Annotated in this window: 18 protein-coding genes and 1 pseudogene; 6 read left to right on the top strand and 13 right to left on the bottom strand. The window is 72.4% G+C overall.

All coding sequences use genetic code 11. From position 1 onward, the window contains the following. The gene (locus F4554_RS11110) at positions 1 to 867 is read right to left on the bottom strand and encodes an IclR family transcriptional regulator (protein ID WP_238341268.1); all 867 of its coding nucleotides are present in this window, start codon (positions 865 to 867) and stop codon (positions 1 to 3) included. 304 nt (positions 868 to 1,171) lie between these two features. Here F4554_RS11110 and F4554_RS11105 point away from each other — a divergent pair, with 304 nt between their 5' ends. Further along, positions 1,172 to 2,104: an LLM class flavin-dependent oxidoreductase gene (locus F4554_RS11105; protein WP_179787308.1), complete on the top strand. Its 933-nt coding sequence runs from the start codon at positions 1,172 to 1,174 to the stop codon at positions 2,102 to 2,104. Positions 2,105 to 2,119: 15 nt separating this feature from the next. Here F4554_RS11105 and F4554_RS11100 read toward each other — a convergent pair whose 3' ends face one another. The 9 genes and pseudogenes from F4554_RS11100 to F4554_RS11060 form a co-directional block, all read right to left on the bottom strand. Further along, positions 2,120 to 2,884: an acVLRF1 family peptidyl-tRNA hydrolase gene (locus F4554_RS11100; protein ID WP_337795969.1), complete on the bottom strand. Its 765-nt coding sequence runs from the start codon at positions 2,882 to 2,884 to the stop codon at positions 2,120 to 2,122. Further along, positions 2,862 to 3,185, bottom strand: a complete 324-nt coding sequence (locus tag F4554_RS11095; protein WP_092882996.1) for a metal-sulfur cluster assembly factor — start codon at positions 3,183 to 3,185, stop codon at positions 2,862 to 2,864. Before F4554_RS11095 ends, F4554_RS11100 begins: the two co-directional genes overlap by 23 nt. A gap of 125 nt (positions 3,186 to 3,310) precedes the next feature. Next, positions 3,311 to 3,748, bottom strand: a pseudogene (gene sufU, locus F4554_RS11090) (Fe-S cluster assembly sulfur transfer protein SufU); the annotation flags it as partial. A 33-nt stretch (positions 3,749 to 3,781) separates the two neighbouring features. Next, positions 3,782 to 5,107 carry a SufS family cysteine desulfurase gene (locus tag F4554_RS11085; protein WP_179787306.1) on the bottom strand — a complete coding sequence of 442 codons (1,326 nt, stop codon included), beginning with the start codon at positions 5,105 to 5,107 and terminating at the stop codon, positions 3,782 to 3,784. Beyond that, positions 5,104 to 5,868, bottom strand: a complete 765-nt coding sequence (gene sufC / locus F4554_RS11080; protein WP_179787305.1) for a Fe-S cluster assembly ATPase SufC — start codon at positions 5,866 to 5,868, stop codon at positions 5,104 to 5,106. The genes F4554_RS11085 and sufC overlap by 4 nt, the downstream gene beginning before the upstream one ends. 26 nt (positions 5,869 to 5,894) lie before the next feature. After that, positions 5,895 to 6,230 (bottom strand): non-heme iron oxygenase ferredoxin subunit, encoded by a 336-nt coding sequence (locus F4554_RS11075; protein WP_179787304.1) that lies wholly within the window; start codon positions 6,228 to 6,230, stop codon positions 5,895 to 5,897. Next, positions 6,227 to 7,591 (bottom strand): Fe-S cluster assembly protein SufD, encoded by a 1,365-nt coding sequence (sufD, locus tag F4554_RS11070; protein ID WP_337795968.1) that lies wholly within the window; start codon positions 7,589 to 7,591, stop codon positions 6,227 to 6,229. The genes F4554_RS11075 and sufD overlap by 4 nt, the downstream gene beginning before the upstream one ends. A gap of 87 nt (positions 7,592 to 7,678) precedes the next feature. Next, on the bottom strand, positions 7,679 to 9,091 hold the full coding sequence (gene sufB / locus F4554_RS11065) for a Fe-S cluster assembly protein SufB (protein WP_179787303.1): 1,413 nt from the start codon (positions 9,089 to 9,091) through the stop codon (positions 7,679 to 7,681). Further along, positions 9,088 to 9,861 (bottom strand): helix-turn-helix domain-containing protein, encoded by a 774-nt coding sequence (locus tag F4554_RS11060; RefSeq protein WP_179787302.1) that lies wholly within the window; start codon positions 9,859 to 9,861, stop codon positions 9,088 to 9,090. Before F4554_RS11060 ends, sufB begins: the two co-directional genes overlap by 4 nt. Positions 9,862 to 10,146: 285 nt before the next feature. Here F4554_RS11060 and F4554_RS11055 point away from each other — a divergent pair, with 285 nt between their 5' ends. The 3 genes from F4554_RS11055 (at position 10,147) to F4554_RS11045 (ending at position 13,017) form a co-directional block, all read left to right on the top strand. Beyond that, positions 10,147 to 11,082 (top strand): ATP-binding cassette domain-containing protein, encoded by a 936-nt coding sequence (locus F4554_RS11055; RefSeq protein WP_179787301.1) that lies wholly within the window; start codon positions 10,147 to 10,149, stop codon positions 11,080 to 11,082. After that, the gene (locus F4554_RS11050; protein ID WP_179787300.1) at positions 11,079 to 11,885 is read left to right on the top strand and encodes an ABC transporter permease; all 807 of its coding nucleotides are present in this window, start codon (positions 11,079 to 11,081) and stop codon (positions 11,883 to 11,885) included. The genes F4554_RS11055 and F4554_RS11050 overlap by 4 nt, the downstream gene beginning before the upstream one ends. A gap of 121 nt (positions 11,886 to 12,006) precedes the next feature. Next, positions 12,007 to 13,017, top strand: a complete 1,011-nt coding sequence (locus tag F4554_RS11045) for a COX15/CtaA family protein (RefSeq protein ID WP_337795967.1) — start codon at positions 12,007 to 12,009, stop codon at positions 13,015 to 13,017. A gap of 88 nt (positions 13,018 to 13,105) precedes the next feature. On the opposite strand, the gene F4554_RS11040 is transcribed toward F4554_RS11045, so the two are convergent. Continuing rightward, positions 13,106 to 14,761 carry a DEAD/DEAH box helicase gene (locus tag F4554_RS11040; RefSeq protein WP_179787299.1) on the bottom strand — a complete coding sequence of 552 codons (1,656 nt, stop codon included), beginning with the start codon at positions 14,759 to 14,761 and terminating at the stop codon, positions 13,106 to 13,108. Positions 14,762 to 14,986: 225 nt separating this feature from the next. On the opposite strand from F4554_RS11040, the gene F4554_RS11035 reads away from it, so the two are divergent. Then, complete coding sequence (locus F4554_RS11035) at positions 14,987 to 16,501, top strand: MFS transporter (protein ID WP_179787298.1); 1,515 nt, start codon at positions 14,987 to 14,989, stop codon at positions 16,499 to 16,501. 37 nt (positions 16,502 to 16,538) lie between these two features. Here F4554_RS11035 and F4554_RS11030 read toward each other — a convergent pair whose 3' ends face one another. Continuing rightward, positions 16,539 to 17,360: a tyrosine-protein phosphatase gene (locus F4554_RS11030; protein ID WP_179787297.1), complete on the bottom strand. Its 822-nt coding sequence runs from the start codon at positions 17,358 to 17,360 to the stop codon at positions 16,539 to 16,541. 150 nt (positions 17,361 to 17,510) lie between these two features. Then, positions 17,511 to 18,521 (bottom strand): heme o synthase, encoded by a 1,011-nt coding sequence (locus F4554_RS11025; protein WP_337795966.1) that lies wholly within the window; start codon positions 18,519 to 18,521, stop codon positions 17,511 to 17,513. A 389-nt stretch (positions 18,522 to 18,910) separates the two neighbouring features. Here F4554_RS11025 and tkt point away from each other — a divergent pair, with 389 nt between their 5' ends. After that, positions 18,911 to 21,016, top strand: coding sequence for a transketolase (gene tkt, locus F4554_RS11020; RefSeq protein ID WP_179787296.1), 2,106 nt, complete (start codon positions 18,911 to 18,913; stop codon positions 21,014 to 21,016). The last annotated feature ends 20 nt before the right edge of the window (positions 21,017 to 21,036 follow it).

The raw sequence follows: 21,036 nt of genomic DNA, 5'->3' as shown, positions 1-21,036 counted from the left end.
TCAGGTGGGTGGCGGCTCCGCCCTGGTGAGGTAGGCCGCGACGCCCTCCCGGGTGGCGCCGAGTTGTTCGGAGATCGACCACGCGGCGGCGACGACCAGCGGGGCGTACTCCTCCATCCGTTCCTCCGGCATCCGCCCGGCCGGCGCGGACACGCTGAGCGAGGCGACCGGCAGGTCGGCACCGTCGAAGACGGCCGCGGCGACCGTGCGGATGCCGGACGTGCGCTCGGCCCGGGAGAACGCGACGTTGCGCCGGCGGATGCCGACCAGTTGCTTGCGCAGCACGTCCGGCTCGGCAGAGTTGGAGGAGTTGGAGGAGTTGGCGGGGGTGGCCAGGCCGTCCGGTGAGGTGCCGGCTGCCGGTGCCGTGACCGGCCGGGCGAGCACCGCCTCCTGCACGTCGTACGGCAGGGCGGCGAGCAGCACCTTGCCGGGCGCACCGAGCGGCAACGGGATCGGTGCGCCGAACTCGGTGTAGGTGCGCCGCAGCGGCTGGCGGCTCTCCACCTGGTCGATGACCGCGCGTTCGCGGGTGGGCAGGAGCACATGCAGGCCGACCGTCTCGTCCACCTCGTCGCGCAGCCGGGTCATCACCGGGCGAGCGGCGTCGAGCACACTGGCCGGCGCGGCGCCGACCCTGGCCAGCCGCAGCAGCAGCGGGCCGAGTGCGTAGCGGCGGTCGCGGGACTGGCGTACGAGACCGTTGTCCTGCAGCGCGCTGAGCAGCCGGTGAGTGGTGCTCGTCGACAGGCCGGTTCGGCGTGCCAGGTCGCTGATGCCGAGCTCGGGATGCGCGGTGTCGAAGCACCGCAGGATCGTGACGGCGCGGTCGATGGACTGTACACCGCGGCGTCGCCCGGATGGCATGGACGTCTCGGGGGTCACGGACGTCCCGACCGGCTCGTTCGGCGACTCGTCGCGATTCGTTGACCTCACCCTTCCGGCGGTGCGTAGGTCGCGTGGTCCTGAATTGCGAGCGATTATCCCACTTGGCGGCATTACCGCCATCGTTTCCAGCGATGAACATCACCTGCGGCGACCGCCTCCTGCCGGGCCGTACGCGGCGGCTCGCTCGAACCGGCCGGGTCGCGTGTCTCGCTCGCGACCCCGGCAGCGGATAACCTGCGAGCGCGTACTCCGCGAAGCCCCGCGGGCGGTGAGAGGAGCCGGCGTGCACGTAGGTCTGATTCTCCCGATCGGTGACGAGCAGGAGCCCGGAGTACCGCGCGGCTACCCCGGCATCCGCGACCTCGCCGTCCGGGCCGAGGCGCAGGGCCTGGACTCGATCTGGGTCTACGACCACCTCGTCGGTGACTCCACCGACGACGGTGCGGGTTCTCCGTGGGAGGCCTGGACCATGCTCACCGCGCTGGCCGAGGCCACCTCGACCGTCCGCCTGGGCGCGCTGGTCCTGTGCACGGCGTTCCGTCCGCCAGGCGTACTGGCCCGGATGGCCGACACCCTGCAGGAGGTCAGCGGCGGCCGGCTGGTCCTCGGGCTCGGTGCGGGCTGGCACGAGCCGGAGTTCCAGGCGTTCGACCTGCCCTTCGACCACCGGGTGGGCCGGTTCGACGAGGCTCTTCAGATCATCACCACGATGCTGCGCACCGGGCGGGCCACCTTCGGCGGTGAGTACCACCGGGTGCAGGACGCGCCCGTGCGCGACCGACCCGACCGGCCGGTGCCGCCGGTGCTGGTCGCGGGCGTGCGGCCGAGGATGCTCGGCCTGGCCGCGCAGTACGCCGACCTGTGGAACCTCGCGTGGTTCGGGCTGCCCGGCGACCGCTTCCGCCAGGCCAACGCCGCGCTCGACCAGGCCTGCCGCGACGTCGACCGCGACCCGGCAACGCTGGCCCGCACCGCAGGTGTGCAGGTGGCCGCGCCGACGGCCGCCAACGCCGAGGAGAAGCCGGAGCGGCTGATCCGCGGCGACGTGGACGATGTGGCCGCGGCGTTCGCCGCCTGGGAGGCCGAAGGCGTGTCGGAGCTGATCTGCTCGCCGGACCCGGCCGACGCCGACTCGGTGACGTTGATCGCCGACGCCTGCGCACGTTATCGCGAGAACGCCGGGCGTACGACCGACGCTCCCGCGCGGGCGCGGTAGCCCGGCGCGGCGGGTTCAGGCGGGCTGGTCCGGCTGAGCTGCCTGAGCCGGACCAGCCGGCTCGGAGAGCCGCAGCCGTACGGCACGGAACCGCTCCGGCGTCGAGCGCAGCACGGCGAGCTTCGGGTCGGGCACGTCCAGGTGCGGGCCGGTCACCAGGTCGCGCAGCGGCGCCAGTCTGTGGTCCTGCAGCACCTGACCCACGGCCCGCCGGTCACCGCCGACGACCACGGCGGCGAGGTCGGACAGGTGCGGGAGTACCACCCGGGCCGCCACGTCCGCCGCCGCGGCGAACGCCTCCCGGGCCTGCTTCTCCCGGCGCCGGGCGAAGCGTTGCTGTGACCAGCCGCCGGCGGCGGTGCGGCCCTGCACCAGGCGCGAACCGACCTTCGACGTACGCAGCACCTCGCCGTCGAACACCCCGGCGGCGTACCCGCCCATCCGCACCAGCACCACGCCCACCGTTCGGTCCCGGGTCACGTGCGCGACCAGTCCCGCGTACGGAAGCGGGGGCTGGGAACCGACCTGTGGAGCGAGCGGCGGGAAGGGTACGGCGACCTCCACCCGAGCGCCGTCAGCGGCGTACACCGTCACCGAAGTGCCGTCGGCCGGCACCTCGACCGACCTGTCGGCCGGGCCGCCGTGCCGGGTGAGAAAACCCGCCAGCCAACGGTCGAGCCGCGCCGGCCCGATCGTCAGCTCGCGGGTGGTTTCCCCTGCGCCGGAAGCAGGTCCGGGATCATGCCCGGAGGCCGGCTCAGACGTTGAAGCCGAGGGCACGCAGCTGTTCCCGACCCTCGTCGGTGATCTTGTCCGGGCCCCACGGCGGCATCCAGACCCAGTTGATCCGGAACGCCTGCACGATCCCGTCGAGGGCGACCTGCGTCTGGTCCTCGATCACGTCGGTCAGCGGGCACGCGGCCGAGGTGAGGGTCATGTCGATGGTCGCCACGCCCTCGTCGTCCAGGCTCACGCCGTAGACCAGGCCGAGGTCGACGACATTGATGCCAAGTTCCGGGTCGACGACGTCCTTCATCGCCTCGAGCAGGTCGTCCTCGCTCGTCTTCACGGCCTCGCTCATCGGCCAGCTCCCTTCTCGTCGTTGTCCTCGTCGCCTGTGTGGTCGCCTGGGTGGTCTTCGGCGCCGGCCGCCGTCGTGGTGCCGGACACGTCCAGCGTGCCCGCACCGTTCGGCTGGTCGACCTGGGCCTTCGCGGTCGCGTCCTTCCAGGCCATCCAGGACAGCAACGCGCACTTGATCCGGGCGGGGTACTTGGACACGCCGGCGAACGCGATGCCGTCCTCCAGCACGTCCTCGTCGGGTTCGAGCTGCCCCTTGGACTGCATCAGCGTGAGGAACTCGTCGTGCAGCCGCAAGGCTTCCTTGACAGTCTTGCCGTGCACCAGGTCGTACATCACCGACGCCGACGCCTGGCTGATCGAGCATCCCATGCTGTCGTACGACACGTCCGCGACCCGCGCGTCGGCACCCTCGCCCTCCAGGTGCACCCGCAGTGTCACCTCGTCACCGCAGGTGGGATTGACGTGGTAGACCTCGGCCTCGAACGGCTCCCGCAGGCCCTTGCCGTGCGGGTTCTTGTAGTGGTCCAGGATGATGTCCTGGTACAACGCCTCGACCTGCATCAGGTCAGCACCGTCCTGTCGTTCCTCTGCTGGTCAGCTCGTGGTGGTCGCGCCGGACCGTCCGCTCGTCCCCACGCTGGTGTCGGCGACGCCGAAGAACCGCCGCACCTGCTCGATCCCGTCGGCGAGCACGTCGATCTCGGCGCGGTTGTTGTAGAGGTAGAACGTCGCCCGGGTGGTGGCCGGAATCCGGTAGCGGCGCACGATCGGCCAGGCGCAGTGGTGCCCGACGCGCACCATGATGCCGAGCTCGTCGAGCACCTGCCCGACGTCGTGCGGGTGGATCTCGTCGACGACGAAGGACACCGCGCCGCCGCGTGCCTCCGCGGTGGGCGGCCCGATGATCCGCACACCGGGGATCGCCGGCAGGCGTTCCAGCGCGTACGCCGTGAGGTCGCGTTCGTGCGCCTCGACCGCCTCCATGCCCACGGCCTGGAGGTAGTCGACCGCGGCGCCCAGCCCGATCGCCTGCGCGATGTTGGGTACGCCGGCCTCGAACCGCTGCGGCGGCGCGGCGAACGTCGTCCCCTCCATCCGCACCACCTCGATCATCGACCCGCCGGTGAGGAACGGCGGCATCGCGGCCAGCAGCTCGTTGCGGCCGACCAGAACGCCGATGCCGGTGGGCCCGAGCATCTTGTGGCCGGAGAACACCAGGAAGTCCACGTCCAGGCCGGCGAAGTCGACCGGCTGGTGCGGCACCGACTGCGCGGCGTCCAGCACGACCAGCGCGCCGACCGAGTGCGCACGGCGCACGATCAGGTCGAGCGGGTTGACCGTGCCGAGCACGTTGGACTGGTGGGTGAGCGCCACCAGCCTGGTGCGCTCGTTGATCAGCTCGTCGAGGCCGGACAGGTCCAGCCGGCCCTCGTCGGTGAGGCCGAACCACCGCAGCGTGGCGCCGGTGCGCCGGCAGAGCTCCTGCCAGGGCACGAGGTTGGCGTGGTGTTCCATCTCGGTGACGACGACCTCGTCGCCCGGCCCGATCCGGAAGCGCTCCGCCTCCGGCCCGGAGGTGGCGGCGTTGCTCATCGCGTACGCCACGAGGTTGATGCCCTCGGTGGAGTTCTTGGTGAACACCACCTCGTCCACGCCGGCACCGACGAACGCGGCGATCCGGGCGCGCGCGGACTCGTAGAGGTCGGTCGCCTCCTCGGCGAGCCGGTGCGCGCCCCGGTGCACCGCGGCGTTGTGCTGCTCGTAGAAGCCCCGCTCGGCGTCGAGCACCTGGCGCGGCTTGTGCGAGGTGGCCCCGCTGTCGAGGTAGACCAGCGGCCGGCCACCGGGCATGACCCGCTCGAGGATCGGGAAGTCCTTGCGGATCCGCTCCACGTCCAGGCCGGTCCGGTCGGCGGTCACGACGACGAGCCCGCCTTCTGGTAGCTCGCGTAGCCCTCGGCCTCGAGCTTCTCGGCGAGCTCGGGGCCGCCCTCCTCCGCGACCCGGCCGTCGACGAAGACGTGCACGTGGTCGGGGGTGATGTAGCGCAGGATGCGGGTGTAGTGGGTGATCAGCAGGACACCCTTGTCACCCTTGCCGTGGAAGCGGTTGACGCCGTCGGAGACGACCTTCAGCGCGTCGATGTCGAGACCCGAGTCGGTCTCGTCCAGGATCGCGAACTTCGGGTCGAGCAGCTCCAGCTGCGCGATCTCGTGGCGCTTCTTCTCACCGCCGGAGAAGCCCTCGTTGACGTTGCGCTGGGCGAAGTCCGTACCCATACCGAGCTTCTCCAGGGCGCCGTTGACGTCCTTCACCCAGCTGCGGAGGTTGGGCGCCTTGCCGTCGACGGCGGTCTTGGCCGTACGCAGGAAGTTGGCCACGGACACCCCGGCCACCTCGACGGGGTACTGCATGGCGAGGAAGAGGCCGGCGCGGGCCCGCTCGTCCACGCTCAGGGACAGCACGTCCTCACCGTCCAGGGTGACCGAGCCACGGGTGATCTGGTACTTCGGGTGGCCGGCGATGGAGTAGGCCAGCGTCGACTTGCCCGAGCCGTTGGGACCCATGATCGCGTGGGTCTCCCCCGACCTCACGGTCAGGTTGACCCCGCGCAGGATCTCCTTCGGGCCGGCCTCGGTCTCGACGGAGACGTGCAGGTCGCGGATCTCGAGGGTGCTCACGGATTCAGGCTCCAGTTCTTGCGGGGTCAGGCTTGGGAGTTCAGCGGGTGGTGGACGTCGACCAGCACGTCGTCGCCGTCGATCTTCACGGGGTAGACCGGCACCGGCTCGGTGGCCGGCAGTCCGGTCGGGGCGCCGGAGTTCAGGTCGAACCGCGAGCCGTGCAGCCAGCACTCGATCTCGCCGTCCTCGACCTCTCCCTCCGACAGCGCCACCTCCGCGTGGGAGCAGACGTCGTGGATCGCGTGGACGTCGCCCTCGCTGCTACGTACGACCGCGACGGGCACGCCGTCGACGACGACGGGCACCGCACCGGTCTCGGGCAGGTCGGCCAGCGGGCAGGCGCGCAGGTAGTCGGTCACGCTCCCACCTCCTGCCCGGCACCGGCCGACGCGGGCACCGCGGTGGAGGAGGCCGGCGGCAGCCCGACGCTGCGCTCGAGCTCCTCCTCGACGTGGCCCATCAGCCGCTCGCGCAGCTCGGGGACGCCGATGTGCCGGATGAGGTCGGCGAAGAAGCCGTGCACGACCAGCCGGCGAGCCTCGTCGGCCGGAACACCGCGCGACTGGAGGTAGAACAGCTGCTCGTCGTCGAACCGGCCGGTGGCGCTGGCGTGTCCCGCGCCCTCGATCTCACCGGTCTCGATCTCCAGGTTGGGTACGGAGTCGGCCCGGCAGCCGTCTGTCAACATCAGGTTGCGGTTGTGCTCGTACGTCTGGATTCCCTCGGCCACCTTGCGGATCAGCACGTCGCCGACCCACACGGTGTGCGCGCCCGCGCCCTGCAGCGCGCCCTTGTACTCGACGTTGCTGCGGGTGTGCGGCTGGTTGTGGTCGACGAACAGCCGGTGCTCCAGGTGCTGGTCGGCGTCGGCGAAGTACAGGCCGAGCGCCTCGACCTCACCGCCCGGACCGGCATAGGAGAGATGGGTGTGCAGGCGTACGAGGTCGCCGCCGAAGGTCACCACGACGTGCCGCACGTGGGCGTCCCGGCCGATCCGCAGCGCCTGGTGCCCGGCGTGCACGGCGTCGTCGGCCCAGTCCTGCACCGACACCAGCGTCACCTTGGCGCCGTCGCCGGCGGAGAGTTCGACGTTGTGGGCGTAGGTCGCCGAGCCCACGTGGTCGAGGACCACGACCGCCTCGGCGTACGGCTGGACGTCGACGAAGGTGTGGCCGTAGCTCGCACCCTCGACCGCCTCGCCGCGCACGGTCACCACCACGGGGTCCGCCGGCCGCGCCTCGGCCGGGACCGTCACCACGGTGGCCTGGCCGAACGACGTCCACGCCTGGGCGCTCACCCGGTCACCGGGCTTGTGCACCGAACCGAGCCGCCGGTCGTCGCGGCCCACGGTCTCCACCCGCACCTCCGGGCCCGCGGAGACGTCCACGACCACCTTGCCGGTGGCCTCCACCGAACCGTCGGCGAGGCCGCGCAGCCGCTTCAGCGGGGTGAACCGCCACACCTCCTCCCGGCCCGTCGGAACCGGGTGGTCGGCCAGGTCGAAGGAGCCTTCCGGGTGCAGGTGGGACGCCGGTTGGGCGTCCGCGCCGGCGCCGTGGGAGTGCGCCTGACCGGCCGAGCCCGCGGGGGTCGGCGGCGGGCCGGCGGCGGCACCGGTGTCGGGCGAGAGCACCTGGGAGGCCACGGCTGCGCGTTCCTGCGCGGCCTCGGCACCGGTGTGGGTCTGGTCGTGATCGGGCATGTCGGGTGTCGCTCTCACCTTCTCGTCGTACCAACAGGTCGTCGGCGCGGGGCGGTGCGGCCGAGGCGGCCGAAGCCGCCGCCGGTCGCACCTCCACCTCGGGGATCAGCCGACGGACCCCTCCATCTGCAGCTCGATCAGCCGGTTCATCTCCAGGGCGTACTCCATCGGCAGCTCACGCGCGATCGGCTCCACGAAGCCGCGCACGATCATCGCCATCGCCTCGTCCTCGTTGAGCCCGCGGCTCATGAGGTAGAAGAGCTGGTCGTCGGTCACCTTGGAGACCGTGGCCTCGTGCGCCATCTCCACGTCGTCCTCGCGTACGTCGACGTAGGGATAGGTGTCGGACCGGCTCACCTGGTCGACCAGCAGCGCGTCGCACTTCACCGTGCTCTTGGAGTGGTCGGCGCCGTCCTGCACCTCGACCAGGCCGCGGTAGGAGGTGCGGCCACCGCCGCGGGCCACCGACTTGGAGATGATCGAGGAGGACGTACGCGGCGCGCAGTGCACCATCTTGGCGCCCGCGTCCTGGTGCTGTCCCTCGCCCGCGAACGCGATGGAGAGCGTCTCGCCCTTGGCGTGCTCGCCCATGAGGTAGATCGCGGGGTACTTCATCGTGATCTTCGAGCCGAGGTTGCCGTCGACCCACTCCATCGTCGCGCCCTCGGCCGCGGTCGCCCGCTTGGTGACGAGGTTGTAGACGTTGTTGGACCAGTTCTGGATCGTGGTGTAACGGCAGCGGGCGTTCTTCTTCACGATGATCTCGACCACCGCGGAGTGCAGCGAGTCGGTGGAGTAGATCGGCGCGGTGCAGCCCTCGACGTAGTGCACGTAGGCACCCTCGTCGACGATGATCAGCGTCCGCTCGAACTGACCCATGTTCTCGGTGTTGATGCGGAAGTACGCCTGCAGCGGGATCTCCACGTGCACGCCCGGCGGCACGTAGATGAAGCTGCCGCCGCTCCAGACAGCGGTGTTGAGCGCGGCGAACTTGTTGTCGCCGGCCGGGATCACCGTGCCGAAGTACTCCTTGAACAGCTCCGGGTACTCACGCAGCCCGGTGTCGGTGTCGACGAAGATGACGCCCTGTTCCTCGAGGTCCTCGCGGATCTTGTGGTAGACGACCTCGGACTCGTACTGCGCCGCGACACCGGCGATCAGCCGCTGCTTCTCCGCTTCGGGGATGCCCAGCTTGTCGTAGGTGTTCTTGATGTCGTCCGGCAGCTCGTCCCAGGTGGTCGCCTGCTTCTCCGTCGACCGCACGAAGTACTTGATGCTGTCGAAGTTGATCGTCGACAGGTCGGCGCCCCAGGTGGGCATCGGCTTGCGATAGAAGAACTTCAGTCCCCGCATCCGCAGGTCGAGCATCCACTCGGGTTCGTCCTTGAGCGCGGAGATCTCGCGCACGACATCCTCGGACAGGCCGCGCCTGGCGGTCGCGCCCGCGGCGTCGGAGTCGGCCCAGCCGTACTGGTAGCGGCCCAGCCCCTCGAGTTCGGGATGCGCGGTCGTGCTCATGAAGAATTCCTCCCAGTCCGGGATCGAACACTGTGGGTCGTGCGGTCGTTCGTCTGGTGCGGGTTCGTGGTGCGCTCGGGAGCCTGCGGCGCGTCGGGCCGGCCGGCCCCTCCGGGACGGGGTACGTGGGTCGTGCACACGCCGTCCCCGTGCGCGATGGTGGCGAGGCGCTGGACGTGTCGCCCGAGCAGCCGGGAGAACACCTCCGTCTCCGCCTCGCACAACTGCGGGAACTGTTCGGCCACGTGGGCCACCGGGCAGTGGTGCTGGCACAGCTGCTCGCCCGCACCCGCCGGCTCGACCGAGGCAGCGTACCCGTCCTCCGACAGCGCCTCGGCGAGCGCGGTTGTTCCCTCGTCGGCGGGAAAGGACGTGGCGACCGAGCGGTAGCGCTCCTCGAGCCGGCCGACGAGCCGCCGGGCAAATGCTTCCAGCGCGTCCTCCCCGCCGGTCTCGCGGATGTAACGCAGTGCGCTGACCGCCAGGTCGTCGTAGGCCTGGTGGAACGCGCTGCGGCCCTCGTCGGTGATGGCGAAGACCTTGGCCGGGCGACCGCGACCGCGAGGTCCGCGAATCCGCTGCTCACGGGCCGCCACGACGCCCTCGGCCACCATCGCGTCCAGGTGGCGGCGGATCGCCGCCGGGGTGACGCCCAGCTGGTCGGCCAGCGCGGCCGCCGTCTGCGGTCCGCGCTCGAGGATCACCCGGGCAACCCGTTCCCGGGTGGATTCATGCCCGGACTCGGCGTCCGCATGCGCAGCACCACTCACCCCTGCGGGCGCTGTGCCCGGGGGTGCGGAGTGCGGCGCCGGCGGGGCCGGAGCCACCGGAGTCGTCCGGGTGTTTTTCACAACGCCATTGTGCTGTTATTCGTCCGAGCAGGCTAGTGAGGCGGCCCTAAGTCCCCGGGCGTGGCGCTCGGATCCGGCTGCGACGTTGGTCACATCGGGCCCCGTTCGGGTACGAACCGGACGTTTCACCCGCGCCGATCCGGCGCCGATCCCGCGCCAGTCCCGGCGGTCGGACCTTCCAGGTGACAGACCTAGACTCCCAGAGTGGGCGATCTGGTGATCGAGATCGAGGACCTCGTGGTGCGCTACGGGCGGGGTGGTTCCGCCGTCACCGCGGTGGACGGGCTGAGCCTCACCGTCCGGCAGGGCAGCGTCACCGCCATCCTCGGCCCCAACGGCGCCGGCAAGACCTCCACGATCGAGACGGCCGAGGGCTACCGCCGCCCCGACCGTGGCCGGGTGAGCGTTCTCGGCCTGGACCCGGTGGCCGACCGGCGGGCGCTGATGCCCCGCCTCGGCGTGATGCTCCAGGAGGGCGGCGCGTGGTCCGGCGCACGGGCCAGGGAGATGATCCGGCACGTCGCCCGGCTGCACGCGCACCCCCTGGACGTCGACCTGCTGGTGGACCGGCTCGACCTCGGCAGCTGCGGCCGTACGCCGTACCGCCGGCTGTCCGGCGGGCAGAAGCAGCGCCTGGCCCTGGCCACCGCCCTGGTCGGCCGCCCCGAGCTCGTCGTACTGGACGAGCCCACCGCCGGACTCGACCCGCTCGCCCGGCGGTCCACCTGGGACCTGGTCGAGGAGCTTCGCCGCGACGGCGTGTCGCTGGTCCTCACCACGCACTACATGGAGGAGGCCGAGCGCCTCGCCGACCAGGTGTACGTCATCGACCACGGCCGGGTGATCGCCTCCGGCTCCCCCGCGGAGCTGACCTCGCGCGGCGCCGCCAACTCGCTGCGCTTCCGCGGGCCGATGGGTCTGGACGTACGGTCGCTGCGGGCCGCCCTGCCCGTCGGGAGCGAGGTCCGCGAACCCGCGCCCGGCAGCTACCTCGTCCTCGGTGAGATCGACCCCCAACTGCTGGCCACCGTCACCGCCTGGTGTGCCGCCAACGGCGTCCTCGCCGACGACCTCGCCGTCGAACGCCACACTCTCGAGGACGTCTTCCTCGAACTCACCGGACGGGAGCTGCGCGCGTGAGTGCCGCCACCTTCGCCCCCCGCCCCGGCGCGGCGTCCCTGCCCCGGATGGTGCTCGCCCAGGGCCTGATGGAGGCGCGGCTGCTGTTCCGCAACGGCGAACAGGTCGTCCTCGCCCTGGTCATTCCCCTGCTGCTGCTGGCCGCCGGAACGCTCGCACCCGGGCTGTCCCTCGGCCCGCAGCGGCGCATCGACGTCCTCGCGCCCGGGGTCATCGGCCTGGCGGTGATGTCCACGGCCTTCACCAGCCTGGCCATAGCCACCGCCTTCGAGCGCAGGTACGGCGTGCTCAAACGGCTCGGCGTCTCTCCCCTGCCCCGCACCGGGCTGCTGGCCGGGAAAGTGCTCGCGGTCCTGCTGGTGGAGGTCGTGCAGGTCGTCCTGATCGGCGCCGTGGCGTACGCCCTGGGCTGGCGGCCCGACCTCGGGGCCGGCACGGTCGGCGCGGTCGTCGTCCTGGTGGTCGCGGGTACGAGCGCGTTCGCCGCCCTGGGACTGCTGATGGCCGGCACGCTGCGGGCGGAGGCGACCCTGGCCGGGGCCAACCTCGTCTACCTGCTGCTGGTGGTGTGCGGCGCGACGCTGGTGCCGGTGGCGTCCTATCCGGCCGCGATCCAGCCGCTGATCGGCTGGCTGCCCTCGGCGGCGCTGGCCGAGGGGCTGCGGCACACGTTCGGTGTCGCCGGCGTGGCCGGCGCTTCCGCGGGCCCTTCCTGGGGTGCCGTGGCGGGCTCCGTGGGCATTCTGGCCGCCTGGCTGCTCGCGGCGGCGCTGGCCACCTCGCGTACGTTCCGCTGGGAGTGAGCCGGGCCCCGATCCGGTGATTCCCGCCCGAGCTGCCCATGCCGGACATCCCGGCCTCGGCGGGCCCGGGTGCTCGAGGGGAGCCGACAGGCGTCCGGGAGTGGCCGCTTACCCTTGGCGCGTGCAGGTCCCTCGTCCCACTCTCGGTCACATCCGCGGTCTGGCCGTCGCCTCGCTGGTCGCCAACCTCGGCATCGTGGTCACCGGCGGCGCCGTCCGGCTGACCGGCTCGGGGCTCGGCTGCCCCACCTGGCCGAGGTGCACCGACACCTCGTTCGTCGCCCACCCCGAGCTCGGCTGGCACGGCGCGATCGAGTTCGGCAACCGGCTGTTGACGTTCGTCCTGGCCATCGTGGTGGGACTGACCTGGCTCGCCGCCATGCGCTACCTGCCGCGCCGCCGCGACCTGCGGTGGCTGTCCGGGATCCTGCTGCTCGGCATTCCCGCCCAGGCCGTCGTGGGCGGCATCACCGTGCTGACCCACCTGAACCCGTGGGTGGTGGGCGCGCACTTCATGGTGTCCCCGGCGCTGGTGGCGGTGGCCGTGGTGCTCGCCCGGCGCACCCGCGAACCCGGCGGGCCGATGGCGCCGACCGTCCCCCGGCCGGTCCGGGGCCTGGTGTACGGCCTGTTCGCCACCGCGGTCGCGGTGCTCTACCTCGGCACGGTGGTCACCGGGAGCGGGCCGCACGCCGGTGACCTGCAGGCCCGGCGCAACGGCCTGGATCCGGCCGCCGTGAGCCAGGTGCACGCCGACGTGGTGCTCCTCCTGATCGGCCTGACGGTCGGGATGCTGGCGGCGGTATGGGCCACCGGCGCACCGGCTCGTGCCCGGCGGGCCGCACTCGCCCTGCTGCTGGTCGAGGTGGGCCAGGGAGCGGTCGGGTTCGTGCAGTACTTCACCGGCCTGCCCGCCGCGCTGGTCGGCATCCACGTCGGCGGCGCGGCGCTCACGCTCGCGGTCGCGACCTGGCTGCTCGTCGGTACGCGCGGACCGGCGGCGACCGCGGACGAGGTACCCGGGGCCCGGGAGGCGTCGGAGAGGTCCGGGGCGCTCACCGTCGGCGGCGTCGCACCGGCCCGGCCGGCGGGCCTGACCAGCCCTCTGCGTTCCGCGACAGACCCGCAGTAGGCGGCAAACCCCGCATACACCGAGGACCCGCGGTGGCACCTGGCCACCGCGGGTCCTCGTACTGCTTGTGCCCCTCGGGGCGGATGGGTCAGGAGGCGCGGCTGGTGCGCCCCTCGCCCCGGCGGCCACCGTGGTCGGTACGGCCGGGCCGGCCGGCACCGGGACGACGCGGCCGGCGTCCGCCGGAACCGCCCCGCCCGCCGCGGCTGTGCCCGCCCCGCGCACCGGAGGGTTCGACCGGCGCGGGCCGGGTCACCACGATCGGCGTACCCGAGGTGGCGACGTCCCGGACGGCCTCGTGGCCGGGCCCGACGTCCACCGCGTTGGGCGTGACCTTCGCCAGCTTGTGCAGCTTGGCGACGTCGCGCCGCTGATCGGGCTGGACCAGCGAGATGACCATGCCGGATGCGCCGGCGCGGGCCGTACGGCCGGACCGGTGGAGGTAGTCCTTGTGGTCGGCGGACGGGTCGTAGTGCACCACGAGGTCCACGTCGTCGACGTGGATGCCGCGGGCAGCCACATCGGTGGCGATCAGCACCCGGGGCGCTCCGGAGGCGAACCCGGAAAGGGCCCGTCGCCGCGCACCCTGCTTGAGGTTGCCGTGGATGGCGGCCGCGTCGACGCCCGCGTGGCCGAGCTGGCGGACCAGCCGGTCGGCGCCGTGCTTGGTGCGGACGAAGAACAGCGTCCGGCCCGGGCGGCCGGCGATCTCCGCGGCCACCGCCACCTTGTCGTCCGGGCGCAGCGTGAAGACCCGGTGCTCGACCGACTCCACCGGCGCCGCGGCCGGCGCGACGGCGTGCACGGCCGGGTCGGTGAGGTACATACGGACCAGCCGGCTCACACCGCGGTCCAGCGTGGCCGAGAACAGCATCCGCTGCCCGCCGGCGGGCGTCATGTCCAGCAGCTTGGTGACCGCGGGCAGGAACCCGAGGTCGGCCATGTAGTCGGCCTCGTCCAGCACGGTGACCTCGACCTCGCCGAGCGAGCACTCGCCCTGCTCGATCAGGTCGATCAGCCGGCCGGGGGTGGCGACCACGATGTCGACACCGCCGCGCAGCGCCATCACCTGGCGCCGCATGGAGGCGCCGCCGTACACGGTGGTGAGCGAGGCGTTGAGCCGCCGGGCGAGCGGGGTCAGGACGTCGGCGACCTGCTGGGCGAGCTCCCGGGTCGGCACCAGGACCAGGCCGCGGGGCGTCCCCGGACGACGGGTGTCGACGCCGGCACTCAGCCGGGCGAGCATCGGCAGACCGAACGCCAGCGTCTTGCCCGAGCCGGTCTGGGCGCGGCCCAGCACGTCGCGGCCCGCCAGGGTGTCGGGCAGGGTGCGCGCCTGGATGGCGAACGGGCGGTCGATTCCCCGCCGGGAGAGCGCCTCGACCAGCTTCTCGGGCAGGCCGGTGTCGGCGAAGCTCCCGAGCAGGTCGGCGGGCTCGGTGACGGCGGCGGCGTCCAGGGCGGCGTCGAGCTCGCGCTCGTACGCGTCCAGTCCGTCCTGGGCGGGCGCGGAGGTGGGCCGCCCACCGCGCGGCGGGCGGGTGGCCCGGCCCCGGGAACGGCCCGCGGGCGCTGCGTCACCACGACGGCGCGGCCCGTTGGCGCCCGAGGTGCCGGAGGAACGGGAGGCGCCGGCGGAACGGCCGGAACCGAAGGAAGAGCCGGAGGAACGGGAGGCACTGCTGAAATCAGAGGTGGTACGACGTACGCGGCGGGAGTGTTCCGCCTCGGAGTACTGGGGCATGAAGAAGGACAGCTCCGTGAAATGACTGCGGCCGCGACTTCCGGTCCGCGGTGCGCGCACGCCCGGCCGGCACGCGAGATGGGCCTGGCAGGCGGAAACGGAACAACGCTCGGAGGGCGACCATGCGGGCGGCTCGCCCACAGGAGAGACGGCGGACGCCGTCGCGGAGGAATCATACCCAGTTGGCCCGTCGCGGCCACATTCGGGTTCCGTAGGCTCGACACCATGAGCAGTACCGCCCCCGGCGGCAGCTCCGGCAGTTCCGGAGCCACCACCGACGGTCACCGGGTGTCCCTCGCCTCCCCCACCGGACGGTGGGTGCTGACCGCCGCGATCCTCGGCTCCGGCATGGCCCTGCTGGACGGCACCGTGGTCACCATCGCGCTGCCCGCCATCGGACGGTCCCTCGGCGGCGGGCTGCTGGTCCAGCAGTGGGTGCTGGACGGCTACCTGCTCACCCTCAGTGCCCTGCTGTTGCTCGGCGGGGTCCTCGGCGACCGGTACGGCCGGCGGCGGGTGTTCACGCTCGGTCTGGTCGTGTTCACGCTGGCCTCGCTGGCCTGCGGGCTGGCGCCCACCGGGCCGGTGCTCGTGGCGGCCCGGCTCGCCCAGGGCGTCGGCGGCGCCCTGCTCGTCCCTGGCAGCCTGTCCCTGATCGACGCCTCGATCCACCCGGACGACCGTGGCCGGGCGGTGGGCGCCTGGGCCGGGCTCACCGGCGTCGCCGCGGCGGTCGGCCCGTTCGTCGGCGGCTGGCTGGTGGTCGCGGCGTCCTGGCGGTGGGTGTTCCTGATCAACCTTCCGATCGCCGTGGTCGCGCTGGCGCTGACCGTACGACACGTGCCGGAGAGCCGTGGCGCGCCCACGTCCCACCGGCTGGACGTGCTCGGCACGGTCTGCGTGACGGCGGGGCTCGCCGGCCTGACGTTCACGCTGATCGAGGTGCCCGCCCGCGGCTGGGTTCCGGCGACCGTCGTCGCGCTGACCCTCGGCGTCGCGGGCCTGGTCGGGTTCCCGCTGGTGGAGCGGCGCTCCCCAGATCCGCTGCTCCCGTTGGACATCTTCGGTTCCCGGCAGTTCACCGGCGCCAACCTCACCACGCTCGCGGTGTACGCCGCGCTGGGCGGCGCGTTGTTCCTGCTGGCGCTGCAACTGCAGCAGTCCCTCGGCTACTCCGCGCTGGCCGCGGGCGTTGCCAACCTGCCGTTGACAGTGCTGATGCTGCTGCTCTCCCCCAGGATCGGCGACCTCGCGCAACGCATCGGGCCCCGGCTGCCGATGACGATCGGGCCGCTGGCCGCCGCGGCCGGCCTGGCGCTGATGGCCAGGATCGTGCCTGGTGCGTCGTACTGGACGGTGGTGCTGCCGTCGGTCGTGGTGTTCGGGCTGGGCCTGTCGATCACCGTGGCGCCGCTGACCTCGACCGTGCTCGCCTCGGTGTCGGAGGCCCGGGTGGGCACGGCGTCCGGTGTCAACAACGCGGTGGCGCGCACCGCCGGGCTGCTGGCGGTGGCGATCCTGCCGCCAGCCGCCGGCGTGAGCATGGGCGGCGGTCCGCTCGGGCCGGGTTACGTGCGGGCGATGGTGATCGCGGCGGTGGTGTGCGCCGCCGGCGGGCTGATCGCGTGGGCGACCGTACGCCGGGGAACGCCGGTCGAACACCACCCGCTGGCCGGGCTGCAGCAGTGCTGCGGCGACCCCGCCACCCGCTGCGCGAACGAGGAGCGGGCCGCCCGCTGACCCTCCGGGCGGCGCCGGCCGGGCGGGATGACCAGAGTCAGCCGACCAGTCGGTCCCGCAACACCTGTGCCCGGTCGGCTCCGAACCCGCCGCGGTCGAGGTAGTTCGCGACTCCGCCGTACCTGCTGTCCAGGTGCCCCAGCGTGGTGAGCATGACCTCCGGCGGCGTCGGCTGGAGCCCGCGCATGATCTCCCGCACCCGCGGGTCGCTGACGGCCGCGAGGGTGGCGGCGTTCTCCTCCGCGAGCCGGCCCTCGGTCAGGGCGTAGTCGGCGGCGATGGTGGCCGTCTCCACCCCGGCGAGGTGCAGCGCCATCGCGACCACCATCCCGGTGCGGTCCTTGCCGCCGGCACAGTGCACCACGACGCCGCCGGGCGGGGCGTCGGCGATCGCGGCCACGGCCGTCGCGAACAACTGCGGCCGCAGGTCGAGCATCGCGACGTAGATCTCGGCGAGGGTGAGCCACTCGTGGTCGGGGTCGGCGGGGTTCTGCACGGGTACGTGGCAGTGCAGCGGCGTACCGTGGAACGGGCTCGGCGACCGCTCGCACTCGGCGTCCCGGCGCAGGTCGACGACCCGGCTCACGCCGTACTCGTGGACGGCGGCCACGCCCTGGTCCGTGAGGCGGTGCGGGCTGTCGGTGCGGATCAACGCGCGGTGCCGGATCGCCCGGCCGTCGGTGGTCGGCAAACCCCCGAGGTCTCGCGCGTTACGGCAGTCGGGCCAGTCGAGGTGGCGGGACGGCAGGCCGTCCAGGTCGAGGGCGACCCCGACGTCGTTTCGCGGGCTGTCCTGGGAAGTGCCCCCGGGGCCGTCGTGGGAATCGTCTCGTGGACCGTGCGCTGCCGAACCAGCCATCTGTGCGGTGCACTCCTCACTGCCCGTTTACCGCCTCGTCGCACCCGGCGCGCGACGACCGGCCTCCAGCCTACGCAGCCGAAACGCACGCGTGACGGGAGTGTTCGGGAACGGTCAGGCCCGCGAATCAGTACCGCGGAACCGACGGGCTCAGCGCGTCACCAGCGGGTCCAGCGCGACCGCCACGAACAACAGCGCGAGGTAGAGGTTGGACCAGTGGAAGAAGCGCATCGGCCTCAGCGCCGGACCGGACTGGCCGCGCGCCACCCGGCGTACCAGCGCGAACGCCTCCACCATGACCACGGCGCCCAGCACGGCGGCGGCCACGGGATACAGCCAGCCGGTCGGCGCGATCGGCCACAGGGCCAGGGAGGCCGCCACGGTGGCGGCGGAGTAGGCCACCACCTGCCAGGCGACCGCGCGTTCGGTGGCGACCACCGGCAGCATCGGCACACCGGCCTCGGCGTAGTCCTCGCGGTAGCGCATCGCCAGCGTCCACGTGTGCGGCGGCGTCCAGAAGAACACCACCAGCACCAGGGCCAGCGGTGCCCAGTCGAGCGAGCCGCGCACCGCCGTCCACCCGATCACCACCGGGAAGCAGCCGGCGATGCCGCCCCACACGATGTTCTGTGACGTACGCCGCTTCAGCACCAGCGTGTAGACGAGGATGTAGAACGCGTTCGCGGCCAGCGCGAGCCCGGCCGACAGCCAGTTGACGACGAAGCCCAGCCACAGGGTCGCGACCAGGCCGAGCACGAGGCCGAAGATCGCGGCGTTGCGCGGGCCCACCGCGTGACGGGGCAGGGGCCGCCGGCGGGTGCGGCGCATCCGCTCGTCGATGTCGCGGTCGAGGACGCAGTTGAGGGTGTTGGCGCTGCCCGCGGCGGCGATGCCGCCGACCATCGTGGCGAGCACCAGGCCGAGCGGCGGGACACCTCGCTGGGCGAGGAACATCACCGGCACGGTGGTGACGAGGAGAAGCTCGATGATGCGGGGCTTGGTGAGCGCGACGTATGCCGCCACGACGTCCCGCCAGTGCGCCCGGCCCGGCGGGGCGCTATGTCCGTGTCCCGCGTTCGGCCCGGCGGTTCGGTGGCCCGAGGTGCGCCGCCCCGAGGTGGTGGGGCCGGAAGCGATGGGGCCGGAGTCGACTGCCGCCACGAACACCTCGTCACCGGGAGTACCTGTCGGCCGGACGATCCGGCCGCACGATCGCGGCAAGTCTAGGAGCCGTTCCCCGGCGGGCCCTCCCCGGGCTTACGGTGCCGCGTTACCGGGGACGCATACCCCCACAGTCCGGACACTTCCCGCGGGCGGCACGGTTCCGGCGGCCCGGACGGGGTACGCCCCACGACTGCGCCGCACCGCGCCCCGATGATCCCCCCGAGATCGCCCCCGGTGATCCCGGATCGCTTCCGGATCGATCCCCGGTCGATACCGGATCGATCCCGGCCCACGCGGTGGGCGGCACCGCCGCGCGAGCAGATCCGCACGTGGGTAGGCTCGCAAACGATGGCTTCCGCATCTTCTGACAGGAGTCGATCAGCCGTATGACTTCCAGCGACGCACCTGCCCCCCTCGACTGGACCGACGTGGACAAGCGGGCCGTGGACACGATCCGCGCGCTCGCCATGGACGCGGTCGAGAAATCCGGCAACGGCCACCCCGGCACCGCGATGAGCCTGGCGCCCGCGGCGTACCTCCTCTTCCAGCGGCTGATGCGCTACGACCCCGCAGACCCCGACTGGGTCGCCCGCGACCGGTTCGTGCTCTCCGCCGGCCACACCAGCCTCACGCTGTACATCCAGCTCTTCTTCGCCGGCCTGCTCGACCTGGAAGACCTCAAGCACTTTCGCAAGTGGGGCAGCCGCACCCCGGGTCACCCCGAGCACGGGCACACCGCCGGGGTGGAGACCACGACCGGTCCGCTGGGCCAGGGCCTGGGCAACGCCGTGGGCATGGCCATGGCCGCCCGCCGCGAGCGCGGCCTGCTCGACCCGGACGCCCCGGCCGGCACGAGCCCGTTCGACCACCGGATCTTCACGATCGTCAGTGACGGTGACATCGAGGAGGGCATCAGCCACGAGGTCAGCTCGCTGGCCGGCCACCAGAAGCTCGGCAACCTCATCGCGCTGTACGACGAGAACAAGATCTCCATCGAGGACGACACCACGATCGCCCTGTCGGAGAACGTCGCCGAGCGCTACGAGGCCTACGGCTGGCACGTGCAGACCGTGGAGTGGAAGCGTACCGACGAGTACGTCGAGGACGTCCAGGCGCTGTACGGCGCCTACGAGAAGGCGATCGCCGAGACCGACCGTCCGTCGCTGATCGTCCTGCGCACCATCATCGCCTGGCCCGCGCCGCACGCCCAGAACACCGGCAAGGCGCACGGCGCCGCGCTCGGCGGCGACGAGGTGGCCGCGACCAAGCGGATCCTCGGCTTCGACCCGGACAAGACGTTCGTGGTGGAGGACGAGGTTCTCGACCACGTACGCAAGCTGCGCGAGCGCGGCGGGCAGGCGCACCGGGACTGGACCACCACCTTCTCGGCCTGGCGGACCAAGAACCCCGAGCGTGCCCAGCTGCTGGACCGGATGCGCGAGCGCCGGCTGCCAGAGGGCTGGACCGACCGGATCCCGACGTTCGAGGCGGGCAAGGCCGTCGCCACCCGCAAGGCGTCCGGTGCGGTGATCTCCGCGCTCGCCCCGGTGCTGCCGGAGCTGTGGGGCGGCTCGGCCGACCTCGCGGAGTCCAACAACTCCACGCCCGACGGCGAGCCGTCGTTCATCCCGCCGGAGTACGCCACCAAGGAGTTCGCCGGCGACTGGTACGGCCGGGTGCTGCACTTCGGCATCCGCGAGCACGGCATGGGCGCGATCCTCAACGGCATCGCCCTGCACGGCGGCACCCGCCCCTACGGCGCGACGTTCCTGGTGTTCAGCGACTACATGCGCCCGTCGGTGCGGCTGGCGGCGCTGATGCAGCTGCCGGTCATCTACGTCTGGACGCACGACTCGATCGGTCTGGGCGAGGACGGGCCCACCCACCAGCCGATCGAGCACCTCGCCGCGCTGCGCGCGATTCCGGGCCTGGACGTGGTCCGGCCCGGTGACGCCAACGAGACCGCGGCGGCGTGGCAGTTCGCCCTCTCCCGGCCCGAGAGCCCCAAGGGGTTCGCGCTGTCCCGGCAGAACCTCCCGACCTTCGACCGTTCGGAGGGCAGCGGGTTCGCACCGGCCAGCGAGGTCGGCCGCGGCGGCTACGTCCTGATCGACGCACCGGGCGACGCGGTGCCCGACGTGATCCTGATCGCGACCGGCTCCGAGGTGCAGATGGCGGTGGCCGCCCGCGAGCTTCTCGCCGAGGAGGGCGTCGCCGCGCGGGTCGTCTCGATGCCGTGCGTGGAGTGGTTCGACGCGCAGGACCAGTCCTACCGGGACACAGTGCTCCCGCCGACGGTGCGCGCCCGGGTGTGCGTCGAGGCCGGCATCGCACAGCCGTGGTACCGCTTCGCCGGCGACGCCGGCCGGATTGTCTCGATCGAGCACTTCGGGGCGTCGGCGGACTACCAGACCCTGTTCGAGGAGTTCGGGTTTACGGCGGGCACGGTGGCGCAGGCCGCCAGGGAGAGCCTGGCGGCGGTTCGCGGCTGAGGCCCGACACCCACACAGCT

This window comes from Actinopolymorpha rutila (genome assembly GCF_013407855.1).
Taxonomy (GTDB): domain Bacteria; phylum Actinomycetota; class Actinomycetes; order Propionibacteriales; family Actinopolymorphaceae; genus Actinopolymorpha; species Actinopolymorpha rutila.
This window is presented reverse-complemented; position numbering and strand designations above follow the sequence as displayed.

What these genes read in the sequence shown, in the direction of transcription:
- F4554_RS11110 (WP_238341268.1), bottom strand. Translation starts at nt 867, where the DNA reads ATGCCATCCGGGCGACGCCGCGGTGTACAGTCCATCGACCGCGCCGTC.
- F4554_RS11095 (WP_092882996.1), bottom strand. Translation starts at nt 3,185, where the DNA reads ATGAGCGAGGCCGTGAAGACGAGCGAGGACGACCTGCTCGAGGCGATG.
- sufB (WP_179787303.1), bottom strand. Translation starts at nt 9,091, where the DNA reads ATGAGCACGACCGCGCATCCCGAACTCGAGGGGCTGGGCCGCTACCAG.
- F4554_RS11040 (WP_179787299.1), bottom strand. Translation starts at nt 14,761, where the DNA reads ATGCCCCAGTACTCCGAGGCGGAACACTCCCGCCGCGTACGTCGTACC.
- F4554_RS11035 (WP_179787298.1), top strand. Translation starts at nt 14,987, where the DNA reads ATGAGCAGTACCGCCCCCGGCGGCAGCTCCGGCAGTTCCGGAGCCACC.
- F4554_RS11030 (WP_179787297.1), bottom strand. Translation starts at nt 17,360, where the DNA reads ATGGCTGGTTCGGCAGCGCACGGTCCACGAGACGATTCCCACGACGGC.
- tkt (WP_179787296.1), top strand. Translation starts at nt 18,911, where the DNA reads ATGACTTCCAGCGACGCACCTGCCCCCCTCGACTGGACCGACGTGGAC.